The 21,269-nt window shown below is 50.9% G+C and carries 17 protein-coding genes; 8 read left to right on the top strand and 9 right to left on the bottom strand.

Translation table 11 applies throughout. The annotated features are described in order from the left end of the window. Positions 1–206 precede the first annotated feature (206 nt). Positions 207–2,000, top strand: coding sequence for a hypothetical protein (locus tag IQ268_RS21205; protein WP_193883465.1), 1,794 nt, complete (start codon positions 207–209; stop codon positions 1,998–2,000). Between the two features lie 68 nt (positions 2,001–2,068). Here the strand turns inward: IQ268_RS21205 and IQ268_RS21200 are convergent, their stop codons facing one another. From IQ268_RS21200 to IQ268_RS21185, 4 genes are all read right to left on the bottom strand, one after another. Then, positions 2,069–2,854 (bottom strand): CAP domain-containing protein, encoded by a 786-nt coding sequence (locus IQ268_RS21200; RefSeq protein ID WP_193883463.1) that lies wholly within the window; start codon positions 2,852–2,854, stop codon positions 2,069–2,071. Positions 2,855–3,136: 282 nt separating this feature from the next. Further along, positions 3,137–6,079 carry an ELWxxDGT repeat protein gene (locus tag IQ268_RS21195; protein WP_193883461.1) on the bottom strand — a complete coding sequence of 981 codons (2,943 nt, stop codon included), beginning with the start codon at positions 6,077–6,079 and terminating at the stop codon, positions 3,137–3,139. 858 nt (positions 6,080–6,937) lie between these two features. Continuing rightward, positions 6,938–7,672: a DUF4230 domain-containing protein gene (locus tag IQ268_RS21190; protein WP_193883459.1), complete on the bottom strand. Its 735-nt coding sequence runs from the start codon at positions 7,670–7,672 to the stop codon at positions 6,938–6,940. A gap of 296 nt (positions 7,673–7,968) precedes the next feature. Further along, positions 7,969–8,193, bottom strand: a complete 225-nt coding sequence (locus IQ268_RS21185; protein WP_193883457.1) for a hypothetical protein — start codon at positions 8,191–8,193, stop codon at positions 7,969–7,971. A 244-nt stretch (positions 8,194–8,437) separates the two neighbouring features. Between IQ268_RS21185 and IQ268_RS21180 the strand changes: the two genes are divergently transcribed. The 4 genes from IQ268_RS21180 to IQ268_RS21165 all read left to right on the top strand — a co-directional run bounded on the left by IQ268_RS21180 (position 8,438) and on the right by IQ268_RS21165 (position 13,984). Beyond that, on the top strand, positions 8,438–8,782 hold the full coding sequence (locus IQ268_RS21180; protein WP_193883455.1) for an NAD(P)H-quinone oxidoreductase subunit M: 345 nt from the start codon (positions 8,438–8,440) through the stop codon (positions 8,780–8,782). Between the two features lie 277 nt (positions 8,783–9,059). Beyond that, positions 9,060–11,531: a protein phosphatase 2C domain-containing protein gene (locus IQ268_RS21175; RefSeq protein ID WP_228035596.1), complete on the top strand. Its 2,472-nt coding sequence runs from the start codon at positions 9,060–9,062 to the stop codon at positions 11,529–11,531. Positions 11,532–11,646: 115 nt separating this feature from the next. Further along, positions 11,647–13,248, top strand: a complete 1,602-nt coding sequence (locus IQ268_RS21170; protein WP_193883453.1) for a CHAT domain-containing protein — start codon at positions 11,647–11,649, stop codon at positions 13,246–13,248. 106 nt (positions 13,249–13,354) lie between these two features. Continuing rightward, positions 13,355–13,984, top strand: a complete 630-nt coding sequence (locus IQ268_RS21165; RefSeq protein ID WP_193883452.1) for a hypothetical protein — start codon at positions 13,355–13,357, stop codon at positions 13,982–13,984. Positions 13,985–14,030: 46 nt separating this feature from the next. Here IQ268_RS21165 and IQ268_RS21160 read toward each other — a convergent pair whose 3' ends face one another. From IQ268_RS21160 to def, 3 genes are all read right to left on the bottom strand, one after another. Further along, complete coding sequence (locus tag IQ268_RS21160) at positions 14,031–15,407, bottom strand: PrsW family glutamic-type intramembrane protease (protein ID WP_193883451.1); 1,377 nt, start codon at positions 15,405–15,407, stop codon at positions 14,031–14,033. Between the two features lie 158 nt (positions 15,408–15,565). Beyond that, positions 15,566–15,760: a hypothetical protein gene (locus IQ268_RS21155; protein ID WP_193883450.1), complete on the bottom strand. Its 195-nt coding sequence runs from the start codon at positions 15,758–15,760 to the stop codon at positions 15,566–15,568. Positions 15,761–15,778: 18 nt separating this feature from the next. Then, positions 15,779–16,339, bottom strand: coding sequence for a peptide deformylase (gene def, locus IQ268_RS21150; protein ID WP_193883448.1), 561 nt, complete (start codon positions 16,337–16,339; stop codon positions 15,779–15,781). A 279-nt stretch (positions 16,340–16,618) separates the two neighbouring features. Between def and IQ268_RS21145 the strand changes: the two genes are divergently transcribed. Further along, positions 16,619–17,521 (top strand): ABC transporter permease, encoded by a 903-nt coding sequence (locus IQ268_RS21145; protein ID WP_193883446.1) that lies wholly within the window; start codon positions 16,619–16,621, stop codon positions 17,519–17,521. A gap of 93 nt (positions 17,522–17,614) precedes the next feature. On the opposite strand, the gene aat is transcribed toward IQ268_RS21145, so the two are convergent. Next, positions 17,615–18,190: a leucyl/phenylalanyl-tRNA--protein transferase gene (aat, locus tag IQ268_RS21140; protein ID WP_228035595.1), complete on the bottom strand. Its 576-nt coding sequence runs from the start codon at positions 18,188–18,190 to the stop codon at positions 17,615–17,617. Between the two features lie 44 nt (positions 18,191–18,234). Here aat and IQ268_RS21135 point away from each other — a divergent pair, with 44 nt between their 5' ends. Beyond that, the gene (locus IQ268_RS21135; protein ID WP_193883545.1) at positions 18,235–18,390 is read left to right on the top strand and encodes a hypothetical protein; all 156 of its coding nucleotides are present in this window, start codon (positions 18,235–18,237) and stop codon (positions 18,388–18,390) included. Between the two features lie 94 nt (positions 18,391–18,484). Beyond that, the gene (locus IQ268_RS21130; protein WP_193883443.1) at positions 18,485–18,994 is read left to right on the top strand and encodes a hypothetical protein; all 510 of its coding nucleotides are present in this window, start codon (positions 18,485–18,487) and stop codon (positions 18,992–18,994) included. 121 nt (positions 18,995–19,115) lie between these two features. Here the strand turns inward: IQ268_RS21130 and carB are convergent. Then, positions 19,116–21,269 (bottom strand): carbamoyl-phosphate synthase large subunit (gene carB / locus IQ268_RS21125; protein ID WP_193883441.1); only part of this gene is annotated, 2,154 nt, incomplete at its 5' end.

Genomic DNA, 21,269 nt, shown 5'->3' with positions numbered 1-21,269 from the left:
AAGCTTTCTATGCTACTAAGTTAAGTGTCCGGTTGTTTCAACAACGGTGCAGAATAAAAAAATTTTGAAGTAAGCGTTACTCTTCCGTATATTTAGGGGCAAGATTGGGAAGATGCTCCACTAGAGTAATCGTCAGCGGTGGTCTACCCCTAGTGTTAGTCTCAGCTTAGTCTCAGCGCGTCCTTTAGCCATTCAAATTTAGAGCCATGAGTGAAGCGAACACCCCGTTCAACGAGCAAGGTTTACCTGAATCAGTCGATTTAACTCATTCAGCATGGGAAGACGCTCATGGTGATGACTCGAATGGAGGGGAAGCTACGGACGACGCATTTGAGTCAGATGTGCTAAAGGGTTTACCAGACGCGTCGGTAGACTCACTGGAGTTTAACCAGTTTGCCGCTGCTAATCACGCTGACTCTTCAACCTCGCCAGACGAGTGGCAAGACTGGCAAACGGTGGATTTTCCCAATGCGCTAAGTGCCGATGCGATCGATGCTTCGTCTCTTTATTCCGATGCCTCGGCGGCAGCCCAACCCGATGTAGCGGATCTGGTCAGTCTGATTCAAGAGTTAAATCAATGCAACAACATTCTGCTCGATCGGGTATCGCAGCTAGAAGAAGCGCTGGAACGCAGCCAGGTTGCTCTCATCGAACGGGAGCGATCGCCCGACGCACCTCAACCTGAAACCCCATCACCTCAAGACGTTGCCGTAGCGCAAGAGCAGATCGTGCAACTGTCTTATCAGCTTGAGTTTGCTCAACAAACCAGTCAGCGGCAGCAAATTCGCATCGAAACCCTAACCGCTCAGTTAGAAGGCAGTCAGGAACGGGTGGCACGGTTAGAACGAGAAGCCGCGCTGGTGCAACAGCGATGTGATGAGCAGTCTCATTTATTAACCCAAACTGAAAATATCTGCCGCGACTTGCAATCGCGGTTACAGCGCCAGCAACGGTATACGCTTCAGTTCAAAGCCGCACTAGAAAAGTGTTTAGAAGTGCCAGCACCTAGCTACGAGTCGAATGCAGAACCCTCTGCCCAACCTGCTGCCCCAGTATGGGCAGAGGGGCAAAGCAATTTGCCTCAGTCCTTTTTACCCAAAGTGCAGCGTATTCAGCCGTGGTCATCTCACGAAGCGGGTGTGCAAGCATCTGCTGCCGCTAGCGTTGAGAGTTTTGCCACGCCATCTGACGTATCCTCTGGGTTTAGCAACAAGCTGCGATCGACCCTGGCTCATCACTCGGTTGAAGCAGCAGACGGTGATTCTACAGAGTCTGTGGATACGGATGCTTCTACTTCAACGGCTTCTACTTCAAAGCAGAAGCCAATTGATCTGGTGGATGGAGCTATTGTTCCTGCAACAACACCGACCATTGGTCAACTGATGCAGGCCAACTCAGATACCGCAGCGTCGGCTCAACCGCAACCCGGCTGGCCGGATGCAGAGCCTTGGGCAGAAGAAACAACGGACGCGGATGTTTCCCTGGATGCTGCCGATTTACAGTCGATGTTGAATGCATTGGCCTCTGGGAAATTATCAAGTTCGGAAATCACCGCTGCCGAAGACGCACTTTGGAAAGATTTGGCAAAACTCATCGATGCCTCTGCGGATGACATCGCCAAAGTTAGTGCAGCCTGTAGTTTTGCTGAGTTTGAGGCAACCCAGCCCGATGAATCTAAGCCCGAGGCGACAGAGGCAAGCCCGGTAGACAAGCAGATTGATTCAACGATCAGTATTGATTCAGATGCGGTTTCTACGGCAAATGCACCCCAGGATGCTGATCTTCAACAGCACCCTCTTCATTTACCGGCAATGAGCAGTTCCAAAGAGACTGAGCGCGTAGCGGCGCGATCGCCTCTACCCCAGGCAGAAAAGGCTCCTCAAGACCTGGGCGTGTTGACTGGAAGTTCAGCCTGGCCTTCACCCATCGTTTATCCGCTGCGTCCTCCAAAGAAGAGATCCTCGCTGGCGGCTGTTGATTTACCAACCTTTCCTCGCTAGGGCGATCGGCTTTCATCAAGAAACTACGTCAAACATCAAGGAGCAGTTGTCGTCCGTTGATGGCGACCTTAAGCCATTGGTTTGGCAAAATCCTGCGTCCAATAATGCTGAAACGTTAAGTTGCCTGCATCGTTGGCCAAAAAATAGTAGCCAATTCCCATTTCGCGGACTTGAGCATTAAGGATATTCGCCCGGTGTCCTGGACTGTTCATCCATGCCTGAACTACCGCTTCAGGTGTGGATTGTCCGGCTGCCACGTTTTCTGCTGCCAACGAAAACTTGTACCCTGACGCCCGAATGCGATCGAGCGGTGAAGAACCATTCGAGCCAATATGGGCAAAGAAATCATTGGTGGCCATATCCCAACTATGATTCTTGGCGGCTGCAACCAATTTTGGATTGGTTTTCAACGGTAACAGTCCAGCGTTGCGGCGTTCAATATTAATTAACTGAAAAACTTGCTGAGCAAACCCAACTTTTTTGGCTTTGCGAACTTTTTGAGTGCGTTCTGAAGATGCAGCGGAGATGTTCAAACGGTACTCAGTGTTGCCCTCGCCACGAGCCACTCGCACATGATATGTCCCAGGATTGAGATCACGGTTGATTGCATCACTCTGTGCGCCGCTACTAACCGATTGACTAATCGTGTTGCCTTTGCTACCCAGTAAAGCCAGATCGGCATCGGCTTGAAGCCCTTTGAGGTTGATGTTGAGCGTACTGCGTTGGCTTAAACGGATCTGATAGTAATCGTCTGGATTTGTATTCGTCAGGCTGTCTTTAAAGACCCTTCTACCTTGCTTCAAATCAACGAGTTTGAGGTTATCTATTCCCTGCTTTATAGAGTTGTTTACCATGATGATGCTCCATAAGTTGGCACATCATCATCTTGCTTTTTTGCCAGTTTAAAGTGGTCGGTATTTCTGTCTAAATTCATACAATCTAAATAGGTAGAGCAGTGTTTGCACCTAACACGTCAGCACAATAAAAAAGCGATCGCCCCCATACAGAGTGCGATCGCGCCTGGTTTTTGTCAACTTTTAGCCATATGTCTTTGGTTCTTCAGTGAGCAGACAAGACCCACCAAGACAAAGGCAATGTGCTTTTTTAAACTAAGTGTTGAAGAGTGAACTAAGTGCTTAAGGAATAGACCAGAGTTCTACTCCGTTCAGGCTGTCCCCATTATTCGCAACGAAGTACAGTTGACCGCTTGCCACCGTCAAATTTCTCGGATTTGACCCTTCTGGAGTATAGATGCCTTCATCAAATATGCCGCCTGAGTTAATATCTAACACAAGCGAGGTACCGTCTAATGTACCGTCGCTAGCCCATAATTCTCTGCCAGTGGTGCCACCGTTAGTTGAAGACTCACCATCGGTCGCCGAGAAATAGAGCAACCCGTTGAAGACCGTTAGTTCACCTGGATCGGAACCCAGGTTGTCACCCATGTTGATGTTCTTCACCATCTTGGTTCCGGCGGAGGTGCCGTCACTGACCCACAATTCCCGGCCATTGATACCGTCATTGGCTGTAAAGTACAGCTTGTTGTTATAGCTCGTCAGATTTAGCGGGTCTGAACCGATGCCAGGCGTGGTTTGGATCTCTTTAACCAGGGTTTGCGAGTTGCTATCAGCGGTTTCTGCGTTAACAATCTTCCATAACTCTTCACCAGAGTCCCCACCATCGGCAGCAAAGTACACAGTAGAACCAACAGCAGCAATCCTCCAACCCGCAGTAGTATTGTTGCGAATAGACCTGGTAGATCCCTCGGTGGCATCAAAGACCGCTATGTCGTTGCTTCCATTGGTGATTCTACGAAGCTCAATTCCTTCTGCAAATGTTCCTGCAACAAAGAACAGGCTATCGCCTACCGCTGTCAGATTGGATGGATTAGATCCAGTATTACCAGAACGAACATCAATGATTTCAGGAGTGGATGGGGTAGCGGTTCCTGCATTGGTGATTCGATAGAGTTCATTACCCTGGGTAGGCGTTGCAGCTCTGTAATACAGTGTCCCGTTGACGTTGGTAAACTGATTCGAATCCCCTGTAAACACACCTGCATTTGTCAGGGTTTCAACCGTCATTTCACCCGTGTTGGGATCGACGGTACCGCGATGCAACACCTTTTCATCCTTCTGGTTCGGATTAATTGCTGCCCAGAAATACAGGTTATTGCCGACAGCCGTCAGTTGCTCTGGGTTGGCATCTCCACTACCAGGCGCTAAATCGGTAACTCGAATTGTTCCCGTTTCAGTACCGTCGCTCTTCCAGAGTTCAACCCCATTAATCCCATCGTTTGCCGTAAAGTAGAGCGTGCCACCAACGCTAATGAAGTTGCCAAGGCTACTGAGCGCTTTAATCTTCACAGTTCCGTCTAGTGTGCCATTGCTCTTCCAGAGCGCTGAACCCAGCTCATCCGTGGCCTCGAAGTAAACAGTACCGCTGACGTTGGTCACGTTCTTGACGTTGGAACTATCAGGACCGAAGTAAATATCTCTAGTGATGGCAGGGGCATTTGCTGTTGGGTCAGCAGACATCTGTAGCGTGTAGGTGGAACCCGCTCCTGATGCTCCAGGATAGATCCGCACAAAGTAGGTACCTGGATTTAAGTTGCCTCGCACTTCTTCCTTAGATGTACCTGCCCGGGTCGAGAAGAGACGATTCTCTAGAGAGGCACCCGGTTGATACAGTTCAACGTCTAGATTGCCCGACAGCCCGTCTAGCACCAGGGTAAATTGACTCCGTTCGGTAATCTGGATTTTGAAGTAATCTTCTTCAGAGAATCCTCCCGAACTTTTTAAGATGCCGCCAGCGTAATCTGAGAAGGTGCTGGGATTATTTACATCGTTGCTAATTGAGGTGAAATTAGTGGCCTCGGCTTCGCTGTCTGCATACAGATCGGCAGGCAATGCGAGGTTGATAGCGTAATTGGTGTTGCTGCCAGCACCAGCCTGAAAGACGCGAAGATAGTAGGGCGTGTTACCCGCTAGTGGATAGTGAATGCTTTCGTTAAGTGTTCCCGGTAACGCGGAAGTCTGTAAAACGGTGCCGCTTGCATCTAGTAACTGGATGTTGGCATTTGCTGTCAATTCGCTCATCAATAAGCTCAGGTCGCTGTCGGCTGCAACACTGAACTTGTAATAGTCATGAATACTGCTATCGCTAACCGACCCTCTTAGTGGCGACGCGAGCGGAAGAGTAACGGCAACCGCAGTAGCTAGCGAATCTCCAAGCGGGGCTGGCGGGTTATCCACAGGCGGGTTATCCACAGGCGGGTTATCCACAGGTGGGTTATCCACAGGTGGGATAACACCGGGGACTAATGTTGCAGTGGCGTTGAGGTTATATCGCGTGTTGCCACCGTTGGATGAAACTTGGACGAAATATTTCCCTGCATTAAGCTGCTGAGCAATGGCTTCTGGTGTTGCACCGCTGTTGCTTGAGCTAGCCAACACATTACCAGCACTATTCAGCAGGAATAAGTTTGCGTCTGCACTGAGGTTGTTTAAAGCTAAGTTGACGTTGCGAGTATCGGTGAGGGAGAAGCTATAGACATCGCTAGGATCAGCCTTACCAACATAGTCGGAATAGGAGCTACTGGTTTCATTAACCGTGATATTGCGAGCAGATGCCAGACTTTCCCCAGCGTTGTCCAGATTACCAGATAGATTTAACGTGTATTTGCTGTTACCAGTTCGTTGATAAACGCGGACGTAGTACTCGCCTGGATTAAGATTTAAGTTAATTGCTTCACTACTGGTGCCACCCCGACTCGATTTTGCTAGTGTCCGAATGTTTTTCTTGATATCTGCACGCTTAAGCTTGCTAAAGTCGATCGCCCCGATGCTCTTTAGAACGGCCGCTTTCTTACCTGCAAGTTGAAACAATTCAACATCTGCATTTGCACCTTTGAGACCTGAAAGACTCAGATCAAAACTACTGCGACCGCTAACATTAAAGGTGTAGAGATCGTTTTTATCGCCGACTTCCACAAAATCTTTGAGGGAAGCGTTTCCAGCATCAAAGTTGCCTAGCTTCTTCGCTTTTTTAAGTGTATTGCCCGCCCTATCTACCACCATAGCTTTATTTTCCTAGCTATTTTCATACTTCAGGATTCCCATTTTCTCATTAAAGATAGTCATAAATTCTTCAAGTTTGCACGAACTTTATTTGTTATGTAAGCACTGTAATTGTGCTGAAAATGCAGCCCTGAATTTACACTGTCATTTACACTGTTGTTTTTCAGATAAATGCTTGATCTCTCAATTTTTGCAGAGTTGGCTGCTGAGATCTACTTAAATTAAGTAGAATTCCTGTCAGTAATCCTTCGGTGATTTGAGTGGCGGCACTACTGATATGAATCTAAAAAAACTTTAGGAAAATGTTGTAGTGTAACAATTTTGGTTTCGTAGCATCTAGCTAAGAGCCGGCTATAGTTTGTCTATTGTTTCTGTTAAGAATGAAGCAAACAATGAGGCGAAAAACCCTTGAGTGTTTCTGCTGAGCCAAATGGCAAAGTAGGAAGAAAAAATATGAGAGATCGTTTTATAAGATATGCAATGTGCTGCATTCGCTCCTATCTCCCCCAATTCTGAGGGACTTTGGAGGTGCGGACGTTCCCTATCGTTGGGCAGTAGGGGCAAATTTGTACTACGGTTCAGCAAGCCTCAAACATGTTGAAATCCATGAGTTTGAACAACCAGATTCATGGAGTTCGAGTGCCAACAGCACCAAGGTTGCGAAACCGGGTGAAGACATTAATGCTTTGAAGTAGCTCGATCGCCGCCTCTAAAACTGACTCGACTGATTACGGGCGTTGCTATTGAATGGCTGGATTTCGTAGGAGGATGGCATTGCTGTGCCCCTACAGAAGGGATCGATGCCCGTGGATCATGTCTGCTTTCAGCAACGCCAGCTCATGAGTTGATTTAGTTGATTTATAAGGTCTGTAGTTCAGCAGTTGGTAACGTACATGCGGTGGATGCAGGAGGTTGAATGTCCACTATGGAATCAACATAGCCTGCTGTAGCGAGTAGTTGGCTGACGGCCAGCTCTGCCCGATCGCTCGCTTCCTGCAATACGCCTTCATTGCAAGCTGTGTCAACAATTCGCTTGAGTGTTTCTCGCTGAGCCAATTCTTGCAGTTCCGGAGCGGCATCAGGACCTAACCCTAGAAAGCCTCGATCGTAGTCATACACCTTGGAACGAGTGACATCAATCTTGCTATCCAGAATGTGGGGAGGTGGCAGACGCAAGCTGATTGTATCGCCTGTTATCTGCACATCTTCTGGTCGAAGTTCGCTGAGATCAACCCCGGCTCGCACTTCGCCATAGGCAATATAAAGCAAGGTGGTTTTGCCGATCGTGTATCCCCCTAGAGTGCGATCGCGACTGGCTGGAACTACCGTTTCCATTGCAAAAATGGCGGTTGTGAGTTCGCTGGCTCCCCGAATTTGACGAACCACCACAGCGCGAGGGTCGATCGTTGGCTCAGACTGAGCCGGGATGACCATGCTGCGGATGAAACCAACGAAGCGATCGCCAGCTTTCCAGGCATCGAGAAGAACAAAAGAGGAGGCTAACGCTGCGCTCCCGGCAATTGCAAACAGCAGAGTTCTAAACACCTTACCCACGCCGATATCCCGTCGTTTATGAGACTCACGGCTGCCCATGTTCTTCTCCCGGCCAGTGAATTACTCTGACCAGTCTACACAATAGATTTGCCAACACAATGCTGGAGCCGGATTGGTTGTATTGTTTTTGGCAACATGGTTACGCTTTGCAAGAGGTTTGGCATGGTTCTATGACTGCCCACAAAGCACAACATGTCTTGTAACAATGCTCAAACAAACTTTATGAGAGTCTCTGATCTTGATTTTGAAGTCATCAGATCTTAATCAGAACGTTGTCCAGACTCAACCACACTCTGACAGGAGCCAGGGGACAGAGAACTCAAAACCTTGAAAACTCAAAACTTTGAATTGGAAGGCAGCAATGGAATGAATTTTTCGATGTACAGCGCTGCAACTAAGAGCATCACTTGAATTAGTAAGGGCGATATCACCAACCCCAAAATAAAGCAGCCTACAGCGGCGACCCCGGCGATAACGGCCCATATTTCGTCACGGGTTTGAAGACACAAACACAAACATCCCCACGCAGCAGCCAGTAAAATCAGTCCTAAGATAACCATTTGCCTATTCCTAGCGATCGCCAACTCAAGTGTGATGTGGGTTTGGTGCAGTACGATTTCTCACCCTTTCGTGCTGTGCCGAGTTAGCCACGCAGCCTATAATCGTCCAGTGTGACTGAATCTGCTCGTTTTCAGGCTGTTCCCAATCCGTTGCAGCGAATCAAAGATATTCACAGATTGGCTGTGCCACTTCCTCAAGCCCCTGTACAATGGCGATTGAGTCCAGTGTTTCTAACTGTTTCTTATGCTGCTCAAGTCTACTACTCGCCACATCCGTATTTTTGCTGCTTCGGTTGAAGATAACGATCTGTATCCCAGTACGGATACGTTGACTCTGGATGTCGATCCTGATAACGAGCTGAATTGGGATGACGAAGCGCTCCAGCAGGTTTACCGAAAATTTGATGAGATCGTGGCTTCCTACGACGGAGCCGAACTAACCGACTACAACCTGCGCCGGATTGGTTCAGACCTGGAACACTTTGTGCGATCGCTGTTGTATGACGGCAAAGTTTCCTACAACCTCAAAAGCCGCGTCCTCAACTATAGTCTCGGAATGCCTCGCGTGGCAGAAGATAAAAGCGTATAGCCTCAGCCGCTAGCCCGCTTTGCAGACGACATGAAGCCGCAAAATTTGCGGCTTCATGTTGTTTTGAGTGGGGGTTGAACCCGTTCATATGTAAAGAGGTTGTGATCATTGCCGCGATCGAGACGCGATCGTGCTAGGAAAGTCTGAGATATGCTGGTAAGACTTCTGTATTCCTGGCTTCATGCAAAACGCCAAGGCAATGCTTTACTGCCCCAATTTCAACTGTCAGACTCCAAATCCGGACACCTACAAGTTTTGTCAAAAATGTCGAACGCCATTGCCAAGACATTTCTTGTGGGCCATTGGTGAAGGAGTAACAGCGTTTCATCCTGGAGACAGTCTTGCAGACCGTTATCTCTGTAAGGCTCCTAGAATCTTTCTAGACACCAAGCCAGGGCTGGTTCCCACCATTTCAAGCGGTATTCCAGAGCGATTTTCAGCCTATTTACGGCTATCGCCCTATCAACTTCATCTACCGCAAATTTACGATTTGCTACAGACAAACAGTTCTGGCGCTAAGGGAGATATTTTGCTGCTTGATCAAGCAGCCGTCTATAGTCCTGATGACTTTGCCAGCTATGGAATAGACCTGGCGCAGTTTGACCAGGCGGGAGAGGGAGCGGACATACGCCTGCTGCCAACCTTGCTCCAGACCTGGTCAACGGCTACTCCACTACGCCAACTGAACTGGTTATGGCAACTGGCACAGTTGTGGCAGCCACTCAGCAGTGAGCGAGTTGTGTCAACACTGTTAGAGCCAGAACTGTTACGGACTGAAGGCCCTCTGCTGCGGGTGCTAGAACTGCAAGCCGATCGCCCAGGAAAAGCCGCACCGTCCTTTCCCCAGTTAGGGCATTTTTGGGCAGAACTGTCTACTACGGCAAGCCCTGAAATTGCGTCCTTACTACAGCAGATCAGCCAGCAACTGATGCAAGGACAGGTCAAGAATGCAGAACTGCTGGTGTATCAACTCGATGAAGGGTTGGCCTCAATCGGACGAGGCCGCTCTCGGCAGATTCAAATTGCCACTCGAACCGATCGCGGCCCTAGCCGTCAGCGCAATGAGGATGCTTGCTATCCACCCGATGGCACGCTTCACACCAAGACGATAACCGCCAATTCATCCTCCGAGTCGTCTACAGCATTAGTGATTGTCTGTGATGGAATAGGAGGGCATCAGGGGGGCGATGTTGCATCCAATTTGGCGATCGAAGCGGTTGGGCAACGCGTTCAACCGTTGCATCCTGAAACGTTAGACCCTGTAACGCTTACGGTTGAATTGGAGAACGCCGTTTGCATCGCCAACGATAGCATCAGCCAGCGCAATGACAACGAGCAACGATTCGATCGGCAGCGGATGGGAACCACCCTGGTCATGGGGCTAGTTCGCAGCTACGAACTCTACATTACCCATGTGGGCGACAGCCGTGCCTATTGGATCACCCGCTGGGGGTGTCGGCAAGTAACCCAAGACGACGACGTGGCCTCGCGTGAAGTGCGCCTGGGATACAGTTCCTATCGGCAAGCTTTGCAGCAACCCAGCTCTGGCTCGTTGGTTCAGGCGCTGGGAATGGGAAGTTCCAAAACGCTTCATCCAACGGTGCAGCGATTTATCTTAGATGAAGACGGTATTTTCCTGCTTTGCTCGGATGGATTAAGTGATAACGATCGGATTGAAGAATGTTGGGAAACCGAAATCCTACCGTTGTTGCAGGGCAAGACGGATCTGGAGAGAGTGGGGCAACGGCTGGTGGAGATTGCCAACACGCGCAACGGGTACGACAACGTAACCGTCGGCATCGTGTACTACCAGGCCGACACAGTGGCTCAGTCGATGGCTCCGATCGATTCAAGTACGGCGACTGCTAAAACTCAGCTAGATTCTGCTGTTCCAACGGTTTTGCAATCGGAACAAGCCAACGTATCTGCTCCGGTATCGGATGGAGCCGCCGTTAGCCCGTCAACATTAAAGACGCAACTGGTTGCCCCGCGCGCACAAACCGAACGCAAGCCCAGCCCGTTTTCGCTGTTGCTGGGAATTTTGCTGCTGTCCGGACTGGGGAGTTTGCTCATCTATTTTTTGGTACCCGCTTTTAGCGATCGCATCGATTCGTTAATTGGGCTGAATTCGGAACCGATTTCCGATCCAGAACCAGAACCAGTTGAGCTACCCAGCCCTGCTGTATCTGGTACTAATGGCACAATTCCATCTTTATCCGCTGGGTCATTCGTTCGACTCAGTCAAGCGGATGCTCAAGCTGGAGCAGGTGATGACGCGGTTCTCGTGTTGCGATCTCAGCTAGAACGAGAGCCGCCAACTGAGGCCACCGACCCAGCAACGGCCACCGCAGGATCGCTACCGCCTGGGAGCATTTTGCAAGTGATGAGGCAGCAAACGACTCAGCAAGAGCGCTGGGTGTTTCTGCAAGTTTGCACTGTTCCATCCGCCGGAGCCGTTGCACCAACGGGGAGCGCAACCAGCGAAGGTGCTGGCAACCCTCCAGTCGCATCGAGCGCCGAGTCTCTCTCTGAGGCCGATCCAGCCGCATCACCAACATTTACCAAACGGCTGAAGCAGGGACAAACGGGGTGGATTCGAGAATCCGAGATTTTGCCACTAGTGTTACCCGCCGCATCGGTGCCTACTGCCCAACGGGGCAGTTGCTCGGTTGGGAATACAGCGCCCGAGCCAACGGCCAGCCCTGCTGGTGCAGTTCCATCCCCGGCAAATTCTCCCACGACTCCATAAAGCGAGTCGTCTAATGGCTCAATTTTGGACGTATCTCTACGTTCAAGTGTTCTCTAGACCATATAGACTGGTAGAAAAAGTAGACTATTTCAGGTTTTGAAATCAGCAGTCTCACATGCCTTTGTTTGACAGTCCTTGCCTGAGTTTGGCGATCGCCCGTCTGACGGCTGCTGAGCCAGAACATTATGCCATTTGGGTATTGCAAGCTCCTTACCCGGGGGGGTATGTTCACCATGACCGTCGGTGGCCACAGTCTTTGACCCAGACCTGGCAAGCCTGGCAGAACTTGTTTTCGCTACGAGACTTGCCGCCCACCTTTGATCCTGAATTTGAATTTACGATTCCTCCGGGGGGCAACCAGGGGGGCAGCCACAGCAGCCGTTTGATGCAGCACCTGGGCGTTAGCCTTTGGCAATGGTTGCTAGATGGGCCTATTCAAAGCAGCTTCGATCGCAGCCAGGGGATTGCGATCGGTCAATCTAAACCGTTGCGGTTTCGGCTGGAGGTTCGTGATCCCGACTTAATTGCTGTGCCCTGGGAAGTGATGCAGCTTCAGTCGGGGATGCAGGCGGTTTCCCTGAGCCAGCAAATTTTATTCAGTCGAACAACGAGCTATGTTGGCCCTCTACCACCGCAACGGCAAGAACAATCGTTAAAAATCTTGCTGGTGCTAGGCAACGATTCAGAGACATTAACCAAACCCCTGCTGAAGCTAGAGCAGGAGGCGATCGCCATTGCCCAAACGCTAGAACGAGCTGCCACCAACAGTCGCAACAGCTTACTAACGCCAGTCATGTGCCAGGTGGAAACGCTGGTGCAGCCTACACCCGCTCAGCTAATAGCGGAACTGGAACGCGGTAACTATAACGTCATGTTCTATGCCGGCCATGGGGAACCAGCCCCGGATGGGGGCTTGCTCTTTCTTCGACCCGATGCCGCGTTAAACGGAACGGAGCTAGCGCAGGTGTTGACCCGTTGCCAGGTAAAGCTGGCGGTGTTCAATGCCTGTTGGGGGGCACAACCTGAGCAGCAAGAGCATCGTGCCATTCCCCGCAGCAGTTTGGCGGAAGTGCTGATCCATCACGGTGTGCCTTCCGTTTTGGCTATGCGGGATACGATCGCCGACCAGGAAGCGCTCGACTTTATTCAGGTGTTTGTGCAGGCTCTGGCGGAGCGATCGCCCATTGACGAAGCGGTGGCGATCGCTCGGCAGCATCTGCTCACGGTCTACAAATTCAACCAACCCGCCTGGACGCTGCCCGTCCTCTACATGCATCCAGAATTCAACGGTGAGCTGATCAAACCCATTACAGAAGGAGTCACCGAAATTCCAGATATCTCGCCGAGCTGGTTGGAACATCAAACCCCTGCCGCTTCTCTACGAACCATGGCCGCCCCCAATCAGATTTGGTCGATTCGTGGCGGCATGATGCGAGTAGGCAGCCGAGAAGGCAATGACCTGGTGTTGCGAGAACCGGGCGTATCTCGCGAACATGCCGAAATCTTTTACCGAGCCTCCTCCGTTGAAGCAGACAGTGAACCGATGTATCTCCTGAGAGATCGATCTCGCTATGGCACGTGGATTTTGGGGCCAGGGGGATGGCACAAGGTGCATCATCAAGAAGTGCCACTGCGATCGAAAACCCAGATTAAATTTGGCAATCCTCGCAGTCAGGCGTTAGAGTTTGTAATCGACGGTTCGACTGTGTCGAGTTAAACCATGATAATGAACGTAAATTTAAACCAATTGCGGAACTGGCTGACGCGCTAGTGTAGCTATCGATGTCAAGCAAGGTCTATCAGTGCACTCAGGAGCTAAATCGATGGCAAGCGATCCGATCCGTTCTTCCCATTCCCATTTCCAGGCTCAGGCTGAACTAGAAATGTTGCAACTCATTATTCAGCAAGAGCCTGAACCCTATCCCTGGAATCCAGCCGAGCCGGAATCCAGCGCTTACTTTGCTGCTTTAGAGCAGGAGGTGATAGCAGCGGGCTGGTCGGAGGGAGAACTAACGGAACAAGGCCAGATATTGGCACAACAGTTTGATAACCTGTGGGCTACCGTACTGCCAACAGTTACAGTTGAACATTCTGTTAAAGAGGCGTTGAGTGCCGACCTATTTGAACAGTTTTTGGTTCAAGTCCCACAACCCTTTCTGGATGGCATCGTGCAGCGTGCTCGTCAGTTGATTGCTGAAAATCTGACGATGGCAGACAAACTGGTGCGGTGCGTTCAAGATGCTTTACCCAATTGGGGTGAAGACGATTTACAGGTACTGGCTCGCCCATTTGCCTACGCGATGCGCGGTGCTGAAACTGAAATGCTAGAAGTGGCGCTGCGATCGGTTCGATGTGCAGCCTGGACAGAGCTATCAGGAATTGAGCAGGCGCGCCTTAGCCTGGCGATCGCTCGTTACGCACTGGCCCAAATGCCTTCTGAATCAGTAGACTAAACCCGGTAGATGTTAGCCAGTAGATTCTAGTCATCAAAGGCCACCGTTACGATAACCTTGAAAACCGAGTTGCAAAGTTTTGCGAACGAGTGGGCGATAAAGCTCTCGCTTTCAGGATGGCAGCCGCCAGGAAAGCGTAGGATAGAACCCCAACGACCGCTAATACCAGAAAACTCAAAATTCCAGTCGCGTTCCAGAGGGCATGTAGGCTCGCTGAAGTCAGATAACCGATGCCCAAGATACGCCATCGCTTTGCTGGTTTTAGTACGCTCAGCCCAATGAAATATCCCAGATACCCGCTATAGGCCATATGACCTGCAATAGAGCCTAAAATACGCGGAATTAATAGTTGCAGTCCGGCAAGTTCTCCTGCCCCTTCGCCTGCTTGCAGGGTTGTATCGCTCACAATGCTGGGAACATATTGTCCTAGTGTTTCGAGCAAGGTAAACCCAACCGCCGACGCGGTGCCCAACAAGATGCCGTCTAACGGTTCCCAAACTCCAATGATTTCGCGGTAGGGCGATCGCAACAGGGTGCCAATGCCATAGGCCAGCAATACGGGCAAAGCCTTGAGCAACTCCTCCATCAACCCAGCACCAAAAAACATTTGCATCAGCAAAACGGGAAAGCTAACGTCAACCTGTTTTTGCGGCACCGCTCCTGGCAGCAGGTCTCGAAAAACAAACAAAAAGACGTTGAGCAATGGGCTGGTTAGCACCAATACGCTGACTAAAGCAGCACTGACCAAAATCCACCAGGGTTTTCGCTTACCGCAGAGCTGGTAAACGAAATAGTAAGCGGCTCCAGCAATGTAAGTTGCTAGCAGCACATTAAAGAAAATCGTATTGCCTACGGCAAAGAACATAGACACGACAAAGGCCACTGTAAAGATGGCGGGCACAAGGTATGCCTTACGCGTCAGGTCTCTGCCGGTAGACAGGATGGGAAACAACTGACTCAGGGTAATGTCGTCAGCCGATCTGGACTGGTTGAACGACTGCGAGTAGTCTGTTGACCTGGGATTGACCGAGGAAGCGGCATAGGGTGCTTCACTAACGGCATAAGGAGTGCTGGATTGCCATTCAAACACAAACTGGGGACCGTCTTGCGCTAGCATGATGCGATCGCCCGATTGCAAACTGCGGCATCCCTGCAAGCGTCGTCCGTTCACATAGGTGCCGTTCGAACTGTTGAGATCGCACACCTGCCAACCCAGCACCGATGTGGGTATGGGGCAAACTTTTGCGTGTTGCCGTGAAACGCGACCGTAGGTGTCAGAGTCCAACAGAATGTGGCAACACGGGTCACGCCCAATTAGAACCTCTGTTTGTGTCGTGAGGCGATAAGGGGGAAGAGTTGGCTGAACTGCGTCATTCAGCGGAACCTGCCGAAGAAATGCGATTCGAGGCAATGACCCAGTCATCAATAAGACACAGTGGTGAGACGGTCAGAAATAGCTCTTCCATCCACTATAAGGGGCGGTTACCCTAAGCCGCGACAAATACTCCTGAAGACAGTTGCCAAAAACAGACTACTCTACCTGTTTGCACAAACAGGTGAGTTAATGACGATTGATTTGAGCTATTGCTCTGCTTTGGCAACCTGAATGGCAGCAAAAAAGAGAATGGCCGTCAGCGGGATGCTGAGCGCTAAGATAACGCCAGTCAGCGTTCCTCCTAACTGGGGCGTGCCCGACGAGAGTTCAAAGATTGAGCCAACGGCTGCGATCGCGGTTACACAAGAACCGCCCAACAAAGCACCACTTTTTGGGGTCACGTCTAATCTCGCTTTTTACTAAACGGGTTTGACGGCCTGAGCCGAGAAGCCATGCTTTGATAACTCTTGATTGAGCGCCAGCGCGTTGTCAACGCGATCGACAAACATAATACCGTTTAAGTGGTCAACCTCATGCTGAATCACACGGGCAAGCAACCCCTGGGCACTCATTTTTTGGGGACGACCCTGTTCATCCTTGTAGGAAACCTGGATCACTTCAGGACGAGTTACATCTAAAAACACGCCGGGAATGCTAAGGCAACCTTCCTGGATTACGCACAGGTCGCGGCTGGGATTGGAAAGAGTGGGGTTGATGAGCACAAGCGGTGGGGTGGCGGCGTTGTCTGGCTCGCAATCAATCACCAATAGCTGTTTATGGATGCCCACCTGTGGAGCCGCTAAGCCAATCCCATCTTCGCTATACATCGTTTGCAGCATATTCCGCACCAGTTGCCGGATGTCCTCATCTACTTTGGCAACCCGTTTAGCAGGCTGGCGCAACACGCGATCGCCCAAATAATGCAGATTTAACGGCGGTTTCGCTAATTTTTTCTTCTCAACTACGACTTGGGAGGGCATGGACTGTAATCCTAATGACAGCTAAGCTTACGCTTTCTCTACTTCTATCTTAATAAAACATGCCCATCTTCGTTGCGAGAACGCAAAACTGGTGCAGTAAAATTAACCCTTGCTTCTAATCTGCCTGTTATCTACCTGCTCGATCTGTCCGTTTGGTCTGCCCGCTTAAACGACAGAAATCGTGCGCTACAACAACTCGATCGCGGCTAATCACTGAGTCTGTTACGGAATGCCGCCGCCGATGCTAGCATGTCGAGAAGCTGGATGGGCGAGGGTGACATGTTGCAATTCTTGACAAAACTAGATTATTTGTTGCGAGAAACCCTTCTAGGTCTGCGTCGGGGTGGGTGGATGAATTGGGCTGCCGTGAGTACGGTGACCGTGCTGCTGTTTTTGTTTGGCATCAGCCTGCAAGCCTCCTGGCAGATGGAGGGTTTACTGACCCAGTTTGGCAACCAGCTAGAAGTATCGGTCTATCTTGATACTGGCGTACAGGCCAGCAGCCTTCAACCGATGATAACGGCGATGCCTGGAGTCACAACGGTTACGGCAGTCACAAAGGAAGCTGCATGGGCTGCACTCGTTCGCGATATGGGTATTTCGGATATTCAGGGAGCGACTGAGCAGCTAAACGGCAATCCCCTGGTCGATGAATTGAAGGTCAAGGCGGCCTCTTCCGAGCAAGTGCCGACGTTAGCGCAGAAACTTTTAACAGTGCAGGGTATTGACGAAGTGCAATACGTGGATGAAGCGGTTCGTCGCATTTCGCAACTCAATCGGGGCTTGAAACAGGTTAGCTTTGGAATTACGACGGTGTTAACGCTGACCGCCACTGCTGTCATTACAACAACCATCCGCTTGATTGTGATGGCTCGGCGGCGCGAGATTGAAGTGATGCAACTGGTTGGCGCAACCACCACCTGGATTTACCTGCCGTTCATTCTGCAAGGGATTGCCTTTGGGATTGCAGGTGCATTGATTTCCTGGGGCTTGATTACTGGAATTCAGCAGTTTATGGGCAGCCTGGTCGCGCAGCAGCCCGACTTTATTCAGTTTTTGGCGACTGGAATGCAATTGACGACCCAACGAATGATCCTATTGCCCCTGACACTGCTGCTGCTGGGCAGTTCAGTTGGGTTGATGGGCAGCTTGTTCGCGGTTCGTCGCTTTGCCACCCGTTAGGAATTGCAGCCCATTTCATCCTCAAATCGACCGCTCGGGATCTGACCCAATTCTCACTGATTCAGCGACCTGTGCCAGTCGCAGCAGGATAGGCTACAGGGAGCAGGATCGCCGCAGGGCTTGTTTTAGCAGCGATCGATACTCGCGATCGGACACAATGTAAGCGCCAAAGCGTTCCAGGTGAGGATTGGTGAGCTGAGCATCAAAGAACAAAAATTGGCGCGATCGCAACCGTTCTACCAGCTTCACCATTGCCACCTTCGACCCTTCGGGAATGCGGTAAAACATCGACTCGCCAATGAAGGCTGCGCCAATTACCAGCCCCAAAATGCCGCCTGCCAGTTGATCGCCCTGCCAGGTTTCGAAACTGTAGGCATAGCCAGCGTGATGCAAGGCGCTATACACCTCCTTTAGCTCTGGCGAGATCCAGGTGGTTTCGCGATCGGCACATCCAGCTACCACGGCATCAAAGTCTCGATTGACCGCGACTTCAAACTGATTTTGGTTTAACACCCGTTGCAGCGATCGCGGATAGCGAAACCGTTCATCCAGCGGAATTAATGCTCGTTCTCGGCTGGAGTACCAGTTGAGGGTTTTGCTATCCTCATCGGCCATCAAAAAAAAGCCTTGAGCATACCCCTGCACGATGGTAGAAATATCAAACTGCATACGCTTATGGAGGTCACCGTTGCGAATTTGTGGTTCAGGAGTAGATGATTTTTCCAATGGGCAACATCGCCCTATTGAGCCAGGTGTTCTTGCCATCATCACCCTACCGCATTACTCCGGCAAAACCTGTAAGCCCAATTGCTCATCGCTTTTGGCAATGGTATGAAGTAAAACAACCTGCAATTCACCCAAACCAGTGAGACCACTTACAAAAGTGTCCGGTATCGTAGTGGTCAATGCGGAAATCAATAAAAGCTTCCTGTAGAGCCACATAGAGAGTTGAGAGTTCACCCTATGTTGCCGATGCGCGAATCAGTGCGCGAACCTCAGCCCAATGTCTTAAAGGCGCTATCGTTTCGGCCAGATTCCTCTGAGCTGATCTACCCCGATTTTGCGACCCTGACTGCATTTGAGCATGTTCGAGACCAATATCGAGGGCTAGGCATTCGGTTTGACGGGGCGATCGCCTTGCAGCCGTCTCATCCTGCCTTTGCTGAGGAGTGCAGTCCGTTAGTGGTCATGCCGATGGCAGGCCGATCGTCTATCCATGCGTATTTTTGTCAGCCGCGCCGCCGGGTGGGTGCTGTTGTTGTGGGGGCACGACAGATCAAAATAACAGCGTGCGATCGCCACCACCGACCGCTAACCCGTTGCATGGCAGGTAGCCATCAACCGACGCTGAGCCAGAAAACCGTTAGTAACCTATTGCCCCAGCATCCGGTAGAGCTATTTGCTGACGGCATCATGCGGATTGTGTTTGAGTCCAATGCGCCCTTCATTCTTAAACAGGTTTGTTTTAGTTAGCTGGTAGACCAGGCAGGGATGAATGCTCATCCCTGCTTTTTTCTCTTGCGTTTGACTGGCTCAACCCTGGCTATAGGCTCTGGCTGACACAGGACATTGCCTGCGACTACAGCAAGCCTGGTTAAGCAGGCGAATCGGCTTCTTTGATGTAGTCTTGCAGGGCTTTTACATCCAACGGCTCGGATTGCAGCGATCGAATAGCGGCAGCCGTTGCTTTGGCTCCTGCGATCGTGGTGATGGTTGGAATTTTGTAGGATAGCGCCAACCGTCGAATGGAGCGATCGTCCACCTGGGCAGCAGCACCAACGGGCGTATTTAGAATCAGTTGAATCCGTTGATTCTTGATCCAGTCGCCAATGTGGGGGCGGCCTTCATGTAGTTTCAGCACCAGTTCAACATCGACCCCATGTTCTCGCAAGGTTTGGCGAGTTCCAGAGGTGGCAACAACCTTTAAACCTAACTCCATCAAGTCTTTGACCACAGGAACCGCCGCTTTTTTGTCGCGATCGTTCATGGAAACGAAGACCGTTCCTTCTAGCGGCAGCCGTTGAGAGGCGGCTAGCTCGGCCTTGGCAAAGGCTTTGCCAAAGTCCGTGTCCATTCCCATTACTTCCCCAGTAGAGCGCATTTCTGGCCCCAAAATGGTGTCTGTGCCGGGAAACTTTTCAAACGGTAAGACCGCTTCTTTGACCGAGATATGGGTGGGAATGATTTCCTGCGTGAACCCCAGCGCTTCCAGGGTTTCGCCCGACATGACCCGTGCCGCAATCTTGGCTAAGGCAACCCCCGTTGCTTTAGAGACAAAGGGCACCGTTCGGGAGGCGCGCGGGTTAGCCTCCAGGATGTAGACCTGTTCCCCCTGAACGGCAAACTGAATGTTCATCAAGCCGATAACCTTGAGCGCTTTCGCCAGTTGAACTGTCCACATGCGAATGGTGTCTAGCGCCGAGGTGGTCAAAGAAATGGTGGGAATGGAACAGGCCGAGTCGCCGGAGTGAATTCCCGCTTGCTCGATGTGTTCCATGATGCCACCAATTACAACCTGTCCTGAATGGTCAGCGATCGCATCGACATCCACTTCGATCGCTTCTTCTAGAAACTTGTCAATCAAAATTGGATGGTCGGGTTCAACCTGAACGGCATAGGTCATATAGCGTTCCAGATCGGCATCGGAATAGACAATTTCCATCGCTCTCCCCCCCAGCACGTAGCTAGGACGCACCACCACCGGATAGCTGATGCGCTGAGCCACGCGCAGCGCTTCTTCGTAGCTGCGGGCAAGGCCGTTGGGCGGCTGTTGAATCTCTAACTGGCGCAGAATTTTTTCAAATCGTTCCCGATCCTCGGCGATGTCAATCGAATCAGGTGAGGTACCCCAAATCTGGGTTGTGGAGGCTGCGGATTGGAGATTGGGCGGTTGGTCCTGGCAATCTCTAATCCCTGCTTCCTTTTGCAGATGTTCAAGATATTCTTGCAGCGGCACAGCCAGCTTGAGCGGCGTTTGCCCACCAAATTGAATGATCACCCCTTCTGGCTGTTCAGCTTCCAGAATATTTAGCACGTCCTCTTTGGTCAATGGTTCAAAGTAGAGGCGATCGCTTGTATCATAATCGGTCGATACGGTTTCCGGGTTGGAGTTGACCATGATGGTTTCATACCCCTGTGCTTGCAGCGCATACGACGCATGACAACAGCAATAGTCAAACTCAATCCCCTGCCCGATGCGGTTAGGGCCACCGCCTAAAATCATCACCTTGCGCTTCTCAGACGGCAGCACTTCCGATTCAGTCGTCAGTTCTGGCGGGAGCGGGTTGGCCGAACTGGTTTGTTCCAGCGGCAGGCATTCAAAGCTGCTCTCGTAGGTGGAATAGTAGTATGGCGTGAAAGCTTCAAACTCAGCGGCGCAGGTATCGACTGTTTTGTAGCTGGGCAACACACCCAACTGTTTGCGGTAGATACGAACCTCGTCTTCGGGAGTTTTTGTAGCATAGGCAATTTGGCGATCGCTGAACCCTTGCTGCTTTACCATCATCAACTGTGCCTGGGTCAGGTTCTTCAGGGGAGTCCGTTTCAGTAGCTTTTCGGTTTCAATCAGTTCAACCAGTTTGTCCAGAAACCACGGGTCGATCGAAGTCAGTTCGTACACTTCCTCGACTCCCATTCCCATCTGGAAAGCATGGCGAATCATAAAGATCCGCTCTGGATTAGCAGTACGCAGCCCGGAGCGGATTTGCTCCAGGCTGGGCAACTTTTCGGCTCGGTCACAGCCCCAGCC

The sequence above is a fragment of the Oculatella sp. LEGE 06141 genome, assembly GCF_015207605.1.
Taxonomy (GTDB): Bacteria; Cyanobacteriota; Cyanobacteriia; order Elainellales; family Elainellaceae; genus Oculatella.
The sequence above is the reverse complement of the archived record's forward strand: the minus strand, read 5'-3'. Positions and strand labels throughout refer to the sequence as shown.

Coding starts and splice junctions, on each gene's coding strand:
- IQ268_RS21205 (WP_193883465.1), top strand. CDS start 207: ATGAGTGAAGCGAACACCCCGTTCAACGAGCAAGGTTTACCTGAATCA.
- IQ268_RS21200 (WP_193883463.1), bottom strand. CDS start 2,854: ATGGTAAACAACTCTATAAAGCAGGGAATAGATAACCTCAAACTCGTT.
- IQ268_RS21195 (WP_193883461.1), bottom strand. CDS start 6,079: ATGGTGGTAGATAGGGCGGGCAATACACTTAAAAAAGCGAAGAAGCTA.
- IQ268_RS21190 (WP_193883459.1), bottom strand. CDS start 7,672: ATGGGCAGCCGTGAGTCTCATAAACGACGGGATATCGGCGTGGGTAAG.
- IQ268_RS21185 (WP_193883457.1), bottom strand. CDS start 8,193: ATGGTTATCTTAGGACTGATTTTACTGGCTGCTGCGTGGGGATGTTTG.
- IQ268_RS21180 (WP_193883455.1), top strand. CDS start 8,438: ATGCTGCTCAAGTCTACTACTCGCCACATCCGTATTTTTGCTGCTTCG.
- IQ268_RS21170 (WP_193883453.1), top strand. CDS start 11,647: ATGCCTTTGTTTGACAGTCCTTGCCTGAGTTTGGCGATCGCCCGTCTG.
- IQ268_RS21165 (WP_193883452.1), top strand. CDS start 13,355: ATGGCAAGCGATCCGATCCGTTCTTCCCATTCCCATTTCCAGGCTCAG.
- IQ268_RS21160 (WP_193883451.1), bottom strand. CDS start 15,407: ATGACTGGGTCATTGCCTCGAATCGCATTTCTTCGGCAGGTTCCGCTG.
- def (WP_193883448.1), bottom strand. CDS start 16,339: ATGCCCTCCCAAGTCGTAGTTGAGAAGAAAAAATTAGCGAAACCGCCG.
- IQ268_RS21145 (WP_193883446.1), top strand. CDS start 16,619: ATGTTGCAATTCTTGACAAAACTAGATTATTTGTTGCGAGAAACCCTT.
- aat (WP_228035595.1), bottom strand. CDS start 18,190: ATGCAGTTTGATATTTCTACCATCGTGCAGGGGTATGCTCAAGGCTTT.
- IQ268_RS21135 (WP_193883545.1), top strand. CDS start 18,235: ATGATTTTTCCAATGGGCAACATCGCCCTATTGAGCCAGGTGTTCTTG.
- IQ268_RS21130 (WP_193883443.1), top strand. CDS start 18,485: ATGTTGCCGATGCGCGAATCAGTGCGCGAACCTCAGCCCAATGTCTTA.